Here is a 14,408-nt window from a genome sequence, read left to right as displayed (position 1 = left end):
CCGATGTACCGCGACACCGCGCTCACCAAACTTCTGACTTATGCCGGCGCCCTACCCTTCTGGGCGCTCGGGCTGGCCCAGGTGCTGGGCTTCCAACCGGCCCTCGCGGCTCAGGCCTTTGTCGCCTACGGCACGGGTATCGCCTGCTTTATGGCCGGAACGCTCTGGAGCCAGGCACAGATAAAGGCAGAGAAACCACAGTTGATGCTCGTCGTCAGCAATGTCGCGGCCCTTGCAGCCATCGGCGCGCTACTGCTCCACGCCTATGTCCCGGCTCTGACGATGGCGCTGCATATGGCCGTGTTTCTCGCGCTCCTTGCCTGCGATCTTTCCATACACCGCAAAGGCGACCAACCCGATTGGTATCTGGCGCTTCGGCGCAATGTCACGCTTCTGGTGATTGCCGCATATGCTGTGGTGATGATCCTGACATGAGATTTTTTTGTATCATGCTGTAAGATCTCTCGGGAAGCCGCGACAAACGGGGGCGTGCGGTGTGGCGCGCGAGATCTTGGCAGCGCGGACGAAGTCCGGGGGATCATGATGGGGAATATGGGTAATGAGGAGGTGATCGGCGGATACGGTGCTGCGGCGCCCTTTCTCGCCGACGCTGTTTACATGGCGGAACTGCGCCAGCGCATGCTAAAATTTGCGAGCCTTCAGCTTGCCGATCCCGGCCTCGCCGAAGATGCGGTACAGGAGGCGCTGGCGGGTGCGCTGCGCAACGCCAAGGCCTTTGCCGGACGCTCCGCCTTCCGCACCTGGGTCTTTGCCATCCTGCGCAACAAGATCGCCGACCAGATCCGCTTCAAGCGCAAGCAATCGCAGATGATCGCGATGCCGCTCGGGCATTTCCCCGATGAAGACGAACCCCGCTATTTCGACGTCAAGGGCCACTGGGTGCCGGAAAACAGGCCGAGCGATTGGGGCAATCCGGAGGTAGAATTGCTGGGCAAGGATTTCTGGCGAGTCTTCGAGGCCTGCCTCGATCATTTGCCCCCCGACCAGGGCCGCGTCTTCATGATGCGCGAGTTCGTCGAGATGGAGACACCAGAAATCTGTGCCGAGATCGGCATCACCACCACCAACATGCATGTCCTGATGCATCGCGCCAGGCTGCGTCTGCGCAATTGCCTCGAAGGGCACTGGTTTGCACCGGAGGAGAGCCTGTCATGATGTGCGAAAATGCCACGAAACTCGCCTCGGATGAACTCGATCGACGCCTGTCGATTGGCGAGACCTTGCGGCTGCGGCTGCATCTCTTCGGCTGTGACGCCTGCTCGGGCTTTGTCCGGCAGATCGGGATGATGCGCAAGGCGACCCGCCGCTATGTCGCGACCGACGCCTCTGATCCGGATGAACGCTGATCAGCGATCGCCAAGGTCTTCGATCGACTGAAGGACATCCGTTGCGAGTTGTGTCGCAGCGCCCGTCGTGATCGCCATCTGCGGCAGTATCATCCATTCAAGTGTCCAGGCAGCTCCCGACCGCTCCTGCTCATGCACCATCGCCTGATGCAGTCCGGAGATCTGCACGGCGTTGAACCGGGCAAGCGTGACGAGGACTTCGGCTTTGACCGGATTGCGCTTGTGCGGCATGGCGGAAGAAGCTCCGCCGCCACCGATCACAGCCGTGCCGTTATCCGCCATCAGCGCCAGATCCTGTCCAATCTTGCCGAGACTGCCGGTGGTTTGAGCCAATAGACCGCCGAGTTCAGCGATGATGCCGCGCTGGCTATGCCATTGCGGGCGGTCAGCGAGCGAGAGCCGATCGGCAAGCCGGGCACGCACGGGAACCGCTTTATCGCCGAGCTTTTCGAGCGTGCCGGCAGCCCCGCCGAGTTGCAGAGGCAAACCCGATTTCAGCATATCCTGAACAGCGGCCTTCTGGGCGACGACCGGCAACTTCCAGCTCGACAGACGATCGGAGACCGTGATCGGGATCGCCGCCTGCATGCGCGTGCGCCCCATCAACGGCTTGGCACCGAAACGCGTATCCAGAGCATCGAGCGCTGTGGCCACGGCTGCCAGTCGTTGATCAAGGATCGAAAGCACCGTCGTCAGCCGCAGCATCAGGCCGGTATCGATGGCATCCTGGCTGGTGGCGCCGAAATGCAGATGTTTGCCGTGTTCACCAAGGGCTGCCCGCCATTGCCGGACGAGATCGGGAATGACCACGCCATCGCGGCCGATCGACTGCTTCAGGGCATCAAGATCAGCGAGGAACGCCTCCGGCAGAGCCGCGATTGCGTGTGAAGCCTCGGCAGGGATCAGACCCTCCGCAGCCTCCGCCTCGGCAAGTGCCACCTCGAAACCGAGCATGGCTGAAAGCTCGGCTGAAGCCGTAAACTGGGCGCCGATCTCCTCATCGCCCAACAGGCCTGATAGTATCGGATGGTCGAAGACAGATGCGGTCATGCAGATATCGAGGCCCTTCTCAGATGTCGAAGAAGACCGTCTCCTTCTCACCCTGCAGGTGGATGTCGAAGTGATAGGTCGAACCATCACGCTGCGCAATCAGCGTCGGCACGCGCACGCGGTGCTCGATGCGCGCGAGGATCGGATCCTCGGCATTGGCCGCCTCTTCGTCGCCGAAATAAAGGCGCGTGTTGAGGCCGAGATTGATGCCGCGCGCGACGATCCAGAAGGAGATATGCGGCGCCATCAGGCGTCCGTCACGGAAGGGCAGGCGGCCCGGCTTGATCGTCTCGAACCGGTATTCACCCGTCGTGAGATCGCAGGGGCAGCGTCCCCAACCGGTGAAGTTCGGATCGGCGCTGCCACGCGTTTCGGACGGGCTGTTGTAAAGACCGTCGGCATCCGCCTGCCAGATTTCGATGAGCGCATCCCTGAGCGGCGTACCGGAGCCATCGATGACACGACCGGTCAAGGTGATGCGCTCGCCGCGCGTCTTGTCGTTGACCATGGTAGTGCCGAGGTCGACAGCATAGACGCCCTTGATGTCGGCGAAGTTCGGCGTGAGGCCGATATGGACGTAAGGGCCTGCTGTCTGCGAGGCGCTTTCCTTGAGGTAACCGAGATCCTGGACCATCAATTTCCCTCCATCCGGTTTTCGAACAGGGTCGAACGCCGTCCGCGCAAGACGATGTCGAACTTGTAGGCCCGCGCATCCATCGGGATGGTCGCCGACCAGTCGAGAGCAGCGACGAGCTGCTCGATCGCCGCACGATCCGGGATCGTCAGCACGATCGGACACTTCCAGATCATCGGATCGCCCTCGAAATACATCTGGGTGATCAGGCGCTGGGAGAAGCCATGGCCGAAGATCGAGAAATGGATATGCGCCGGCCGCCAGTCGTTGACCCCGTTCGGCCAGGGGTAAGGACCGGGCTTGATGGTGCGGAAGGCATAATAGCCGTTCTCGTCGGTGATCGTGCGCCCGCAGCCGCCGAAATTCGGATCGAGCGCTGCGAGATAGCTTTCCTTCTTGTGGCGATAACGTCCACCGGCATTGGCTTGCCAGAACTCGATAAGCGCGCCGGGGACAGGACGTCCGCGTTCATCAAGCACACGCCCATGCACGATGATGCGCTCGCCGATCGCGCTCTCGCCTGATTTGGCGAAGTTGTGGATCAGGTCGTTGTCGAGCTCACCCAGAATGGAGTGGCCAAAGACGGGGCCCGTTGTCTCGGACTTGGTGCCATCGAGCGACAGCAATGCCTTCTGCGGCGACCGCAGGACGGAGGTCTTGTAGGTCGGCGTATAGGCGGGCGGATGCAAGTTGCGGTCGCGCGCAAAGAAGGCGCCCGTTTCCGGCTTCTTGTTCGAAAGATCAGTCATGGCTCCCTCCCCCGGTCTCGCCGGCATCCAGCTTATCAAACACGTGCTTGGCGATCTTGAAAGCCCTGTTGGCGGCGGGAACGCCGGCATAGACCGCGACATGCATCAGCGCTTCCGTGATATCCTCACGGCTCGCCCCGGTATTGGCGGTGGCGCGCACATGCATGGCGACTTCCTCGTCGTGACCAAGGGCTGCGAGCAGTGCGATGGTGATCATCGAGCGTTCGCGCGGGCTGATGCCGGGCCGCGACCAGACGGTGCCCCAGGCCCCCTCCGTGATCATCTCCTGGAACGGCTGATCAAACGGCGTGGCCGACGCCGAGGCGCGATCGACATGGGCATCACCCAGCACACGGCGGCGGGTCGCCATACCCTGCCGATAGCGATCTGAAGGACTGCGGGCATCAGCCATGGGCTGCCTCTCCTGAAATAACGGGCGCGAGAAAGGCCTCGATGATGGTGGTGAGCATTTCCGGTTGCTCGATACAGGGGATGTGTCCGGCGTCCTTGATGATTTCATAGCGCGCGCCGGGGACGAGCTTGGCAAGCGACAGCACGAGATCGGGTGGTGTCGCCCCATCCTGGTCGCCGACGACACAGAGCGTCGGGACAGCGATCTGACCGACAACTTCGGTATAATCGGCATCGCGGATCGCCGCGCATGTTCCGATGTAGCCGTCGACCGGCTGGCGGAGCATCATGTTGCGATAGCCAGGGAAGGCCGGGTCACTGCTGCGGAAGGCCGGCGTAAACCAGCGCTCCATCACACCATCCACGATGCCCTCAAAACCATCCTCCTCGATGGCTGCGATGCGGGCAGCCCACATCTCCGCCGTCCCGATCTTGTGGGCCGTGTCGCAGAGGATAAGCGCCCTCACCAGATCAGGCCGGCGGGCATAGAGGCCTTGCGCAATCAGACCGCCCACGGAAAGCCCGCAGATGACGGTATTGCTGACCTTCAAATGCTCCAGCAAACCGATCAGGTCATCGACATGGTCTTCGATCGAGTACGGGGCCTGCCCGACATCCGAAAGCCCATGCCCGCGCTTGTCATAGGTCAGCAGAGGATAGCTACCGGCAAGCCGGACGATTACGTCGCGCCAGATGCGGAAATCGGTTCCGAGCGAATTGATGAAGACGATGACCGGCTTGTTGCCCGGCCCACCAATGATCTGGTGATGCAGGCTGACGCCGTTGACCTGAACGAACTGCACGGGTTCCTCCTCCGTTGACACCATATTGCTCACGCGATTTGGTTAGGTAAAATGATGTTTTCCACGAAACACCTAACCATAGGGTTATGTTTTGCCATGATCGATAACCGGATCAAGTTTCGCCATCTGCAGACCTTCGTGGAGGTTTCGCGCCAGAAGAGCGTGATGAAGGCGGCGGAACTCCTGCATGTCAGCCAGCCTGCGGTGACCAAGACCATCCGGGAACTTGAGGAAGTGCTGGGCGTCGCGGTGTTCGAAAAGGACGGACGCGGCATCCGCATCACCCGCTATGGCGAAGCCTTCCTCAAGCACGCAGGTGCAGCACTCACCGCGCTCCGCCAGGGTTTCGATTCCGTCTCCCATGCCCTGCATGCCGACGCCCCGCCGATCCGGATCGGAGCCCTGCCGACGGTCTCCACCCGCATCATGCCGCAGGCCATGACCTTGTTCCTCAAGGAGGACGTGCCCGCCCGCATCAAGATCGTCACCGGCGAAAACGCCGTTTTGCTCGAACAGTTGCGGGTCGGCGATCTCGACCTCGTCGTCGGCCGTCTCGCGGCACCGGAGCAGATGACCGGCTTCTCCTTCGAGCATCTTTATTCCGAACAGGTGATCTTCTGCGTCCGCGCTGGTCATTCGCTCCTCTTGGCCGGCTCCGACCTGTTCGGCGAGCTTGAGCGTTATCCGGTGCTGATGCCCACACGGGCTTCAATCATTCGCCCCTTCGTCGAGCGCTTCCTGATCGCCAACGGCATCTCCGGCATACCCACGCAAATCGAAACGGTGTCCGACAGCTTCGGCCGCGCTTTCGTGCGCCAGACGGATGCCGTTTGGATCATCTCCGCTGGCGTCGTGGCAACGGACCTCGCCGACGGCACACTGGCGGCCCTGCCGATCGACACCAGCGAAACGAAGGGGCCGGTCGGTCTGACGGTTCGGGCAGATGCCGTGCCCTCCATGCCGCTGGCGCTTCTGATGCGCACGATCCGCGAGGCAGCAACGGAAGCGGCAAAAGCCTGACGCTCAGGGCAGCAGCGGCTTGAGCCTTGCCTGCATCTCCAGCATCGCCTGCAGGCAATGGGCGGCCAGATCGGCGGCGGGCAGAATTGCAGCCGGCGCGCCGACATTGATGGCAGCCACCACACGGCCCCGGTCGTTGCTGACAGGAACGGCAATCGAACAGAGACCGATCTCCAATTCCTGGTCGATCACTGCATATCCCTGCTGCCGCACCTTGGCGATTTCCTCTTTCAGCAAACGAGGATCGGTCAACGTCCGGGGCGTATGCGCCTTCATCTGCGAAGCGGCGAGGATGGCATCGACCTCGGCATCCGAAAGCGCGGCCAGCAGCACCCGCCCCATAGAAGCGCTATAGGCCGGCAGCCGCGATCCCGGCATCAGGTTGATCGACATGACCCGCTTCTGTGCAGCGCGGGCGATGTAGACGATCTCGGTATTGTCGAGAATGGAGGCCGAGGCGCTATGCCCGACACGATCCGACAACTGGTCGAGATGCGGCTGCAGCAGAACCGGCAGCGGCGTCGCCGAAAGCCAGGCATGACCGACCCGGAGAATCTTCGGCGTCAGCGAGAAGAACTTGCCGTCATAGTCAGCATAGCCGAGCTCCGAGAGCGTCAGCAGGCAACGCCGTGCCGTCGCCCTGTCGAGGCCGCTGGTTTCGGCTGCCTCGGTGATGCTGAGCCGCTGGCGCTCCGGCCCGAAAGCTTCCAGCACCTTCAAGCCTTTGGCAAAACCACCCATCAGATCACGCTCACCGATCGCCATAGCCCACCACCCATATTCGTGCGATTATCGAACAAAAATCAAGTATCGCACAAAGTGCTTGCTGTCGAGGTTTTCACGATCATATTTGGTGACAGGAGAAAGCGGCCAGACCGCGCTCGATGAAACGGGAGTTCCCATGGACAAGAGAATTGCTAGCCTGGCGGATGCCGTGGCCGAGATCGGCGATGGCGCAACCGTCATGATCGGAGGCTTCGGCGGCTCCGGCGCGCCGATCGAGCTCATTCATGCGCTGATCGACAAGGGGCCGAAGAACCTGACGGTCATCAACAACAATGCCGGCAATGGTCGCATCGGCATTGCCGCGATGATCGATGCCGGCATGGTCAAGAAAATGATATGCTCCTTCCCGCGCTCCTCCGACCCGCGCGCCTTCACAGACCGCTACCTCGCCGGTGAGATCGAGCTGGAACTCGTTCCGCAGGGCACGCTTGCCGAGCGCATCCGCGCCGGCGGTGCCGGCATACCGGCCTTCTACACGCCCACGAGCTTCGGCACGGAACTGGCAAACGGCAAGGTGATCGCTGAGTTCGATGGCCGCAAATACGTGCAGGAGCGCTGGCTGAAGGCCGACTTTGCCATCGTCAAGGCGCATCTCGGCGACACCATGGGCAACCTGACCTACCGGATGGCCGGCCGCAACTTCAATCCCCTGATGTGCATGGCCGCCGCCAAGACCATCGCCCAGGTCTCGAAGATCGTGAAGCCCGGCGAGATCGATCCGGAACAGGTGATCACCCCCGGCATCTTTGTCGATAGCGTCGTTGAAGTCGCCAACCCGCAACAAGAAGAAGCGCTCATCCGGGCCGGAGTGGTATACGCATGACCGAGACAGCTGCAATCGATACCCGCGAGGACATCAAGCTCTCCAACGCCCAGATTGCCTGGCGCGCGGCCCAGGACATCGAAGACGGCGCCTATGTGAACCTCGGCATCGGCTTTCCGGAAATGGTCGCCAAGTTCCAGCCGGAAGGCCGCGAAGCGATCTTCCACACCGAGAACGGCGTCTTGAACTTCGGCGAGGCCCCGCCCGCTGGCGAAGAAGACTGGGACCTGATCAATGCCGGCAAAAAGGCGGTCACGCTGAAGCCGGGTTCCGCCTTCTTCCACCATGCCGACAGCTTTGCCATGGTCCGCGGCGGCCATCTCGACGTCGCAATTCTCGGGGCCTATCAGGTTGCCGAAAATGGCGACCTCGCCAACTGGCGCGTCGGCTCCAAGGGCGTCCCCGCCGTTGGCGGCGCCATGGATCTGGTGCATGGCGCAAAGCAGGTCGTCGTCATCACGGAACACGTCACCAAGGACGGCAAGCCGAAGCTCGTCGAGCGCTGCACCTTCCCGCTGACCGGCGTCGGCTGCATCACCCGCGTCTATACGAGCCATGCCGTGATCGACATCGTCGACGGCCGCTTCGTCGTTCGTGAAAAGCTCGCCGCCATGACGATGGATGAGCTGCAGGCCATGACCGGGGCCAAGCTCCATACTGACGGCCCGGTCGCCGACCTCGTCGTGCCTGCGCTGTAAGGAGTACAAGCCATGACCGAAGCCTTTATCTGCGACTATATCCGCACGCCCATCGGCCGTTTCGGCGGCTCGCTCTCCTCCGTCCGCGCCGATGATCTCGGCGCCGTTCCGCTGAAGGCGATGATGGAGCGCCATTCAGGCATCGACTGGCAAGCCGTCGAGGACGTGATCTACGGCTGCGCCAACCAGGCCGGCGAAGACAACCGCAATGTTGCCCGCATGTCGGCCCTGCTGGCGGGTCTCCCTGTCTCCGTCACCGGCACCACGATCAACCGCCTCTGCGGCTCTGGCATGGATGCCGTGATCACCGCCGCGCGTACAATCAAGGCTGGGGAAGCCGAGCTGATGATTGCAGGCGGCGTCGAAAGCATGAGCCGCGCGCCCTTCGTCATGCCAAAGGCGGAAACCGCCTTCTCCCGCAATGCCGAGATTTACGACACCACCATCGGCTGGCGCTTCGTCAATCCACTGATGAAGAAGCAATACGGCGTCGATTCCATGCCTGAGACCGGCGACAACGTGGCGATCGACTTCAAGGTCTCGCGCGAAGACCAGGATGCCTTTGCCGTGCGCAGCCAGGCCAAGGCGGCGGAAGCGCAAGCCAATGGCCGACTGGCGAAGGAAATCGTGGCCGTCACTGTCCCGCAGCGCAAGGGTGACCCTGTCATCGTTGACCGTGACGAACATCCGCGCGCGACCTCGGTCGAGGCGCTCGCCAAGCTGAAGCCGGTCAACAAGATGGAAGGTGCCACCGTCACCGCCGGCAATGCCTCCGGCGTCAATGACGGGGCCGCTGCCCTGATCATCGCCTCGGAGGCCGCCGTGAAGAAATATAACCTCAACCCCATCGCCCGCATTCTGGGTGGCGCGACGGCCGGCGTTCCGCCGCGCATCATGGGCTTCGGCCCGGCCCCTGCCTCGAAAAAGCTCCTCGCCCGACTGGGTCTCACTCAACAGCAGATCGACGTGATCGAACTCAACGAGGCCTTTGCCAGCCAAGGCATTGCGACGCTTCGCGATCTCGGCATCGCCGACGACGACCCGCGCGTCAACCGCAATGGCGGCGCGATTGCGCTTGGCCATCCGCTTGGCATGTCGGGCGCACGCATCGCCGGAACGGCAGCCCTGGAACTGAAGGTATCAGGCGGGCGCTATGCGCTCTCCACCATGTGCATCGGCGTCGGCCAGGGCATCGCGATCGCCCTGGAACGGGTCTGATAGAGAATTGAAGGCGCCCCATGTGGGCGCCTTTTCATTTCAAGGGTTGAGGAAGGCCAGGATCAGCTGATGCACAGCACCTCCCGGTGACATCTCGACCTGGTCATATTCGCTATGGCGCGCCACATGCGCATCCGATATCGGCTTCAGCTGGGCCTGCAGCGCCGCGCGGACCTTCTTGCAGCCCGGATCGTTTTCATCGCGCAAGCCGATGGACACATCCTGGATCGCTTGCGTGAGGTCCTTCATGAACTGCCCATGCAGTTTCTCGTGCTCGACGATGCCGTCGTAAAAGGCCTGCCACTTTGCCGCCAAGTCGGGAGAAAGCTTCTGAGCGGGCTTCGGCAGCGTGTAGGTGATAACAAGCCTCGGCTTGGCAGACGCCAGAACGCAAGCCTGCCCCTGCTGTTGATAATCCCGCTGCCATGTGAGCTTGAAGGTCGTATGGGCGATTACGCGACCAAGGCTCAGTTTCGGGCCACGCTCGCCGATCGACTGGTAGAGCGCCATCGGCGATGCACCATTGACGTTATAGTGATCGACCTTTTCCGTCGCCTGCCACTCCTGAGCGGCGGCCGGCATCGCTGCACTGAGAACCACGAAAAGGCCAACAAACGCATGAAGTCTTGCTGTCACGATCAAAAAAGCTCCCTGGATCAGCAATCCTGATATCTGCGGCACATGGGAACTGCAACGAGCATCTGGCCTGAAGCGCGCCGCATCGCCGGAATTTGATAATCAGCAATTTCCGTAATTTTAACGGAATCTCATATAGGTTATTCGACTTGAAGCGACGGGGAGAAGCTGCAAGCGTGAACGACAAGGGGACAACACAGGGCATCCGTAAACATGCAGGACGCTGGCTCGACCTACTCAAGGTTCCGAACGGCAATCCAGCGCTGACCGCTGCCCAGTTCGAAGCCTTTTCGAAGCAGGTCCCGCTTCTGTACTTCATTCTCGCGACCAACATGGTCTCGCTGGCCTGGACGCATCAGGGTGCGGCGCCCGACTATCTCGTCGTCTATCTGCCGGTGGTGATGGCGAGCCTCTTTGCACTGCGCTCGCTGATCTGGCTGCGCGGGCGCACACGTGAGCGCACGCCAGAACAGGCCTATCGACAGCTGAAGGCCACGAACATCCTGTCCTTCCCGATCGCGGTGTTCTGCACCGCTTGGTCGGTCTCGCTTCTGCCCTATGGCGACCCATACCAGAAGGCCCATGTCGCCTTCTTCATGGCAATCACCGTCATCGGCTGCATCTTCTGCCTGATGCATCTGAGGTCGGCAGCCCTGATCGTCACGGTCACGGTCAACCTGCCCTTTTTCGTGGTCATGCTCCTGTCGGGAGAGCCGACCTTCATTGCGACCGGCGTGAATGTCATTCTGGTGACGATGGCGATGATCATGATCCTCGTCTCGCATTACCGCGACTTTCGCCAACTGCATGAATCCCGCAATGTCCTGATGCTGCAGCAGCAAGCCCTCCAGGAGCAGAACAAGGCGATGCAGGCGCTTTCGGACGAGAACCTGCGCCTTGCCAATCTCGACAGCCTGACCCTGCTCGCCAACCGCCGCAGCTTCTTCCATATGCTCGAAACGGCCTTCAGCCGCGCCAGCAGCAGCAATGGCAGGCTGGCTGTGGGTGTTATCGATCTCGACGGTTTCAAGCCCGTCAACGATCTCTACGGTCACTCGGCCGGTGACAAGGTGCTGATCGAGATCAGCAACCGCCTGTCGACGATCACGGACGAGCGGCTATCGGTCTACCGTCTCGGCGGCGACGAATTCGGTCTGCTTCTGCAGGGCGGCGTGGCCGAAAGCGATGCAGTTGCGCTCGGAGAAAAGGTCTGCGAACTGATTGCCGAACGCATCAATATTGGCAGCGGCATGGTCCAGGTGACCGGCTCGGTCGGCTTTGCGCTCTATCCTGACGTCGGCGCAACCGGCCAGGAAATCTACGAACTCGCCGACTACGCTCTGTATACCGCCAAACGGCGTCATCGTGCCGGCACGGTCATCTTCAATGCCATACAGGCAAATGAACTGAACCGACAGAAGATCGTCGAGGAAGCCCTTGTTTCCGCTGATCTCGACAAGGAACTTTCGCTCGTTTACCAGCCGATCACCTGCGTCGATCGGCGCGTCTGCATAGGCTTCGAAGCTCTTGCCCGCTGGGAAAGCCCGCGGATCGGTCAGGTATCACCTGCGGAATTCATTCCCGTTGCGGAGCACAACGGCCGCATCACGCTGATGACACGCATGCTGCTGAAGCGGGCGCTGAAGACCGCCGCGCTCTGGCCCGACAACGTCTATCTCTCCTTCAACCTTTCTCCGCACGATCTGACGTCACCGGAGAACACGTTGAAGATCGTCTCGATTGTCCTGAAGAGCGGCTTCGACCCACGCCGCATCAATTTCGAAATCACTGAAACCGCCGTCATGCATGACTTCGAGCAGGCAAGCGCGTCGATCCAGATGCTGCGTGAGCTCGGCGCCGGCATCTCGCTGGATGACTTCGGCACCGGTTATTCGAGCTTGAACCACGTGCACAAGCTGCCGCTCACCAAGATCAAGATCGACGGCAGCTTCGTGCGCAACATTCACACCCGCCGCACAAGCTTCAACATTGTCAAGTCGGTGCTGGCGCTGTGCTACGAGATGGAGCTGGAAGCGATCGTAGAGGGCGTCGAAACCGAAGAGGAGCTGCGCATCCTCGAAAACCTCGGTGTCCGAGCGGTCCAGGGCTATTATTTCGGCAAGCCCATGACAGCAGAGGAAACGCTGAAGCGGCTCGCCCTGCAGGACGCTCAGGCCCTCGCATCCTGAAAACTAGAGGCCGCTGCGCATCAGTGCCTTCAGGGCACGCACGGTGTCTGCATCCGTCCGCCGCGAGGTTTCCGTGGCGAAGCCAAGCTCGACCAGACGCGCCTCGCTGGCTGCCGCCTGACTGCACGAGGCATGCAGCTCCCGAATTCCGGGCACCGCCAACAGACGTGACGCATTCTGCGGTCGGACTCCGCCTCCCGGCATGATGGAGATGCGGCCAGCGCTTCGGCTCGCCAGCCTTGCGAGCTTTTCGATCCCCTCTTCGGCGTGCCGAGCGCCTCCGGATGTCAGGATTCGCGAAAAGCCGAGCGAGATTGCCAGATCAAGCGCGGCGCCCATGTCCGCGACCACATCGATTGCCCGATGAAGCGTTAAGTCGAGCCCTTCCGCAACTCTTGCAAGGCGTCGCATGACGTCGACATCGAGCGTCGCTTCGGCGGTGGTCGCACCGATCACCACACCGGCGAGCCCCGCCTCGCGCGCGGCGGCTATATCGGACTCCATGACCGAGATTTCGGTCTCGGAATAGGTGAAGTCTCCGGCGCGCGGGCGGATCAGCGCATGGACAGGAATGGATGCCTTGGCTGCAACAGCCATGAACCCACGAGACGGTGTCAGGCCGCCCGAGCCGAGCGCAGAGCAAAGCTCAATACGGTCTGCCCCACCGACAATGGCAGCCTCGAGACCCGCAACGTCATCGACGCAGATTTCGAGCAGCGGTCCGGGGGCTTCCTGCCGAGATATCACCATGCTCCTCCCTCAACCTTCCATCTTTACGCGAGGCGTCCTGTCGAGCACCCACAAGAGACCGACGCCGACAAAGCCCGCAATCGACGCGATGATCGCCGTACCCGCATAGTCGCTTATGCTGGTGCCCAGCGCAAACATCAGCGAGGCCATTCCACCGCTGAGGAAAATGTTGACCGCAATCAGCGAGCTGCCGAGACCGGCCCGGTCAGCGATCAGGTTCTGCAGATAGGTGATCGGGATCGCGATGATGCCGGCCGCCCCAAGGCCTGCAACGACCGTGAGCAAATAGACGTCCATGGGACGGTCGGCGAGGCCGAGGAAGACGAGATAGCTGCAATAGATCAGCGCTGCCGTGACCATGGCGAAGAGGATCGAGGTTCTGGCTTCGACCCATCCCCAGAAGAGGATGAAGATGATCTCGAGAAAGGCGACGATGCCGACGATCACGCCGACATCCGCCGGTGTTCCGCCGGCCTTGCCGGTGACGATCAAGGGGAGGACTGTGCCATTGGCATGCAGCATCGCCGAGATCAGCGAAATCGCCAGAAGCCGTGGCAACACGCTTGCCGAACCGATCTGCCGGATGGAGCGGAAGAAGGAGTAGTGCTGCCGCTCCCCCTCCTGCACCGGCGGCAGTTGCTCAAGCCCGAAGACGAAGAGCAGGAGGCAGACGACACAGGCGAGGCTCGCCAGAAGAAAGGCCGGCAGCATGCTCGGCTGCCCGATCAAAAGAGCACCGACGATCCCGGGCACCAGCACCCAGGAGGCGGATAGGATGGCACGAACAGCAGAGTTCACCGCCATCAACTCGCGCACTGCCATACCGGAGGAAACCGCGCGGATATTGGCGAAGATCAGCGAATTGATCGTGCCGAACACCGGGATCAACACCAGCGTCGCGATCGCAAACATCACTGGCGTTGGCACCACATAGACCAGCCCGAAGCCGATAATGCCGAAGATGGCGGCCAGGATCATCGGCGAGCGAAAATGGCCTAGCCTGTCCGCAATGATCCCGGCGGTCACGCTGGCGCTGACATTCACCACAGCAGCCAGGAAGATCAGCACCGAATAGACGGCGTCCGACAGTCCGAGTTCACGGATGCCGATCAGCGACATGTAAGGCGACGTCGCGGCGCCGGAAAAGCCGAAAAAGAAGATCGCGGCCGCACTGATCCGGATCGGCTTGTGGCGATAGACCACCGAAAAGGAGGACAACATCAAGGGTACAATCGGGTTGGGGATCGTGCCGCCGGCAGGGCGGCACCGACATC

The 14,408-nt window shown here is 61.5% G+C and carries 17 protein-coding genes; 8 read left to right on the top strand and 9 right to left on the bottom strand.

The annotated features are described in order from the left end of the window. Positions 1 to 3: 3 nt before the first annotated feature. The 3 genes from SJY08_RS01435 to SJY08_RS01425 all read left to right on the top strand — a co-directional run bounded on the left by SJY08_RS01435 (position 4) and on the right by SJY08_RS01425 (position 1,367). Complete coding sequence (locus SJY08_RS01435) at positions 4 to 435, top strand: DUF3429 domain-containing protein (RefSeq protein WP_153762859.1); 432 nt, start codon at positions 4 to 6, stop codon at positions 433 to 435. Between the two features lie 117 nt (positions 436 to 552). Further along, the gene (locus tag SJY08_RS01430) at positions 553 to 1,176 is read left to right on the top strand and encodes a sigma-70 family RNA polymerase sigma factor (RefSeq protein ID WP_171901594.1); all 624 of its coding nucleotides are present in this window, start codon (positions 553 to 555) and stop codon (positions 1,174 to 1,176) included. Continuing rightward, positions 1,173 to 1,367 (top strand): zf-HC2 domain-containing protein, encoded by a 195-nt coding sequence (locus SJY08_RS01425; RefSeq protein WP_069043282.1) that lies wholly within the window; start codon positions 1,173 to 1,175, stop codon positions 1,365 to 1,367. The genes SJY08_RS01430 and SJY08_RS01425 overlap by 4 nt, the downstream gene beginning before the upstream one ends. On the opposite strand, the gene SJY08_RS01420 is transcribed toward SJY08_RS01425, so the two are convergent. Genes SJY08_RS01420 through pcaD form a run of 5 tightly spaced genes read right to left on the bottom strand, consistent with a single transcriptional unit; the run spans position 1,368 to position 5,014 of the window. After that, positions 1,368 to 2,417 carry a 3-carboxy-cis,cis-muconate cycloisomerase gene (locus SJY08_RS01420; protein ID WP_377274370.1) on the bottom strand — a complete coding sequence of 350 codons (1,050 nt, stop codon included), beginning with the start codon at positions 2,415 to 2,417 and terminating at the stop codon, positions 1,368 to 1,370. A gap of 19 nt (positions 2,418 to 2,436) precedes the next feature. Further along, a complete protein-coding gene (pcaG, locus tag SJY08_RS01415) occupies positions 2,437 to 3,051 on the bottom strand; it encodes a protocatechuate 3,4-dioxygenase subunit alpha (protein ID WP_377274368.1) in 615 nt (204 codons plus the stop codon). Continuing rightward, positions 3,051 to 3,800 (bottom strand): protocatechuate 3,4-dioxygenase subunit beta, encoded by a 750-nt coding sequence (gene pcaH, locus SJY08_RS01410; RefSeq protein WP_377274366.1) that lies wholly within the window; start codon positions 3,798 to 3,800, stop codon positions 3,051 to 3,053. The genes pcaG and pcaH overlap by 1 nt, the downstream gene beginning before the upstream one ends. After that, a complete protein-coding gene (gene pcaC, locus SJY08_RS01405) occupies positions 3,793 to 4,212 on the bottom strand; it encodes a 4-carboxymuconolactone decarboxylase (protein ID WP_054147873.1) in 420 nt (139 codons plus the stop codon). The genes pcaH and pcaC overlap by 8 nt, the downstream gene beginning before the upstream one ends. Next, on the bottom strand, positions 4,205 to 5,014 hold the full coding sequence (pcaD, locus tag SJY08_RS01400; RefSeq protein ID WP_377274364.1) for a 3-oxoadipate enol-lactonase: 810 nt from the start codon (positions 5,012 to 5,014) through the stop codon (positions 4,205 to 4,207). Before pcaD ends, pcaC begins: the two co-directional genes overlap by 8 nt. A 96-nt stretch (positions 5,015 to 5,110) precedes the next feature. Between pcaD and pcaQ the strand changes: the two genes are divergently transcribed. Next, positions 5,111 to 6,034 (top strand): pca operon transcription factor PcaQ, encoded by a 924-nt coding sequence (gene pcaQ, locus SJY08_RS01395; RefSeq protein WP_300887800.1) that lies wholly within the window; start codon positions 5,111 to 5,113, stop codon positions 6,032 to 6,034. Between the two features lie 3 nt (positions 6,035 to 6,037). Here the strand turns inward: pcaQ and SJY08_RS01390 are convergent, their stop codons facing one another. Then, positions 6,038 to 6,793 (bottom strand): IclR family transcriptional regulator, encoded by a 756-nt coding sequence (locus SJY08_RS01390; RefSeq protein ID WP_300888134.1) that lies wholly within the window; start codon positions 6,791 to 6,793, stop codon positions 6,038 to 6,040. Positions 6,794 to 6,935: 142 nt separating this feature from the next. Here SJY08_RS01390 and SJY08_RS01385 point away from each other — a divergent pair, with 142 nt between their 5' ends. The 3 genes from SJY08_RS01385 to pcaF are packed head-to-tail and all read left to right on the top strand — an operon-like array spanning position 6,936 to position 9,559. Beyond that, positions 6,936 to 7,643 (top strand): 3-oxoacid CoA-transferase subunit A, encoded by a 708-nt coding sequence (locus SJY08_RS01385; protein WP_377274361.1) that lies wholly within the window; start codon positions 6,936 to 6,938, stop codon positions 7,641 to 7,643. Beyond that, positions 7,640 to 8,341, top strand: a complete 702-nt coding sequence (locus SJY08_RS01380) for a 3-oxoacid CoA-transferase subunit B (protein ID WP_377274359.1) — start codon at positions 7,640 to 7,642, stop codon at positions 8,339 to 8,341. Before SJY08_RS01385 ends, SJY08_RS01380 begins: the two co-directional genes overlap by 4 nt. 12 nt (positions 8,342 to 8,353) lie before the next feature. Further along, positions 8,354 to 9,559: a 3-oxoadipyl-CoA thiolase gene (gene pcaF / locus SJY08_RS01375; RefSeq protein WP_377274357.1), complete on the top strand. Its 1,206-nt coding sequence runs from the start codon at positions 8,354 to 8,356 to the stop codon at positions 9,557 to 9,559. Positions 9,560 to 9,598: 39 nt separating this feature from the next. Here the strand turns inward: pcaF and SJY08_RS01370 are convergent, their stop codons facing one another. After that, positions 9,599 to 10,195 carry a DUF922 domain-containing Zn-dependent protease gene (locus tag SJY08_RS01370; RefSeq protein ID WP_377274355.1) on the bottom strand — a complete coding sequence of 199 codons (597 nt, stop codon included), beginning with the start codon at positions 10,193 to 10,195 and terminating at the stop codon, positions 9,599 to 9,601. A 176-nt stretch (positions 10,196 to 10,371) separates the two neighbouring features. Here SJY08_RS01370 and SJY08_RS01365 point away from each other — a divergent pair, with 176 nt between their 5' ends. After that, positions 10,372 to 12,384 (top strand): putative bifunctional diguanylate cyclase/phosphodiesterase, encoded by a 2,013-nt coding sequence (locus SJY08_RS01365; RefSeq protein ID WP_377274353.1) that lies wholly within the window; start codon positions 10,372 to 10,374, stop codon positions 12,382 to 12,384. 3 nt (positions 12,385 to 12,387) lie between these two features. On the opposite strand, the gene SJY08_RS01360 is transcribed toward SJY08_RS01365, so the two are convergent. Both SJY08_RS01360 and SJY08_RS01355 read right to left on the bottom strand, forming a co-directional pair. Beyond that, complete coding sequence (locus SJY08_RS01360; RefSeq protein WP_377274351.1) at positions 12,388 to 13,134, bottom strand: copper homeostasis protein CutC; 747 nt, start codon at positions 13,132 to 13,134, stop codon at positions 12,388 to 12,390. 9 nt (positions 13,135 to 13,143) lie between these two features. After that, entirely contained in the window at positions 13,144 to 14,355 is a 1,212-nt protein-coding gene (locus SJY08_RS01355) for an MFS transporter (protein ID WP_377274349.1), read from the bottom strand. Positions 14,356 to 14,408: the final 53 nt, after the last annotated feature.

The organism is Rhizobium sp. R86522 (assembly GCF_042466255.1).
Lineage (GTDB): Bacteria > Pseudomonadota > Alphaproteobacteria > Rhizobiales > Rhizobiaceae > Allorhizobium.
This window is presented reverse-complemented; position numbering and strand designations above follow the sequence as displayed.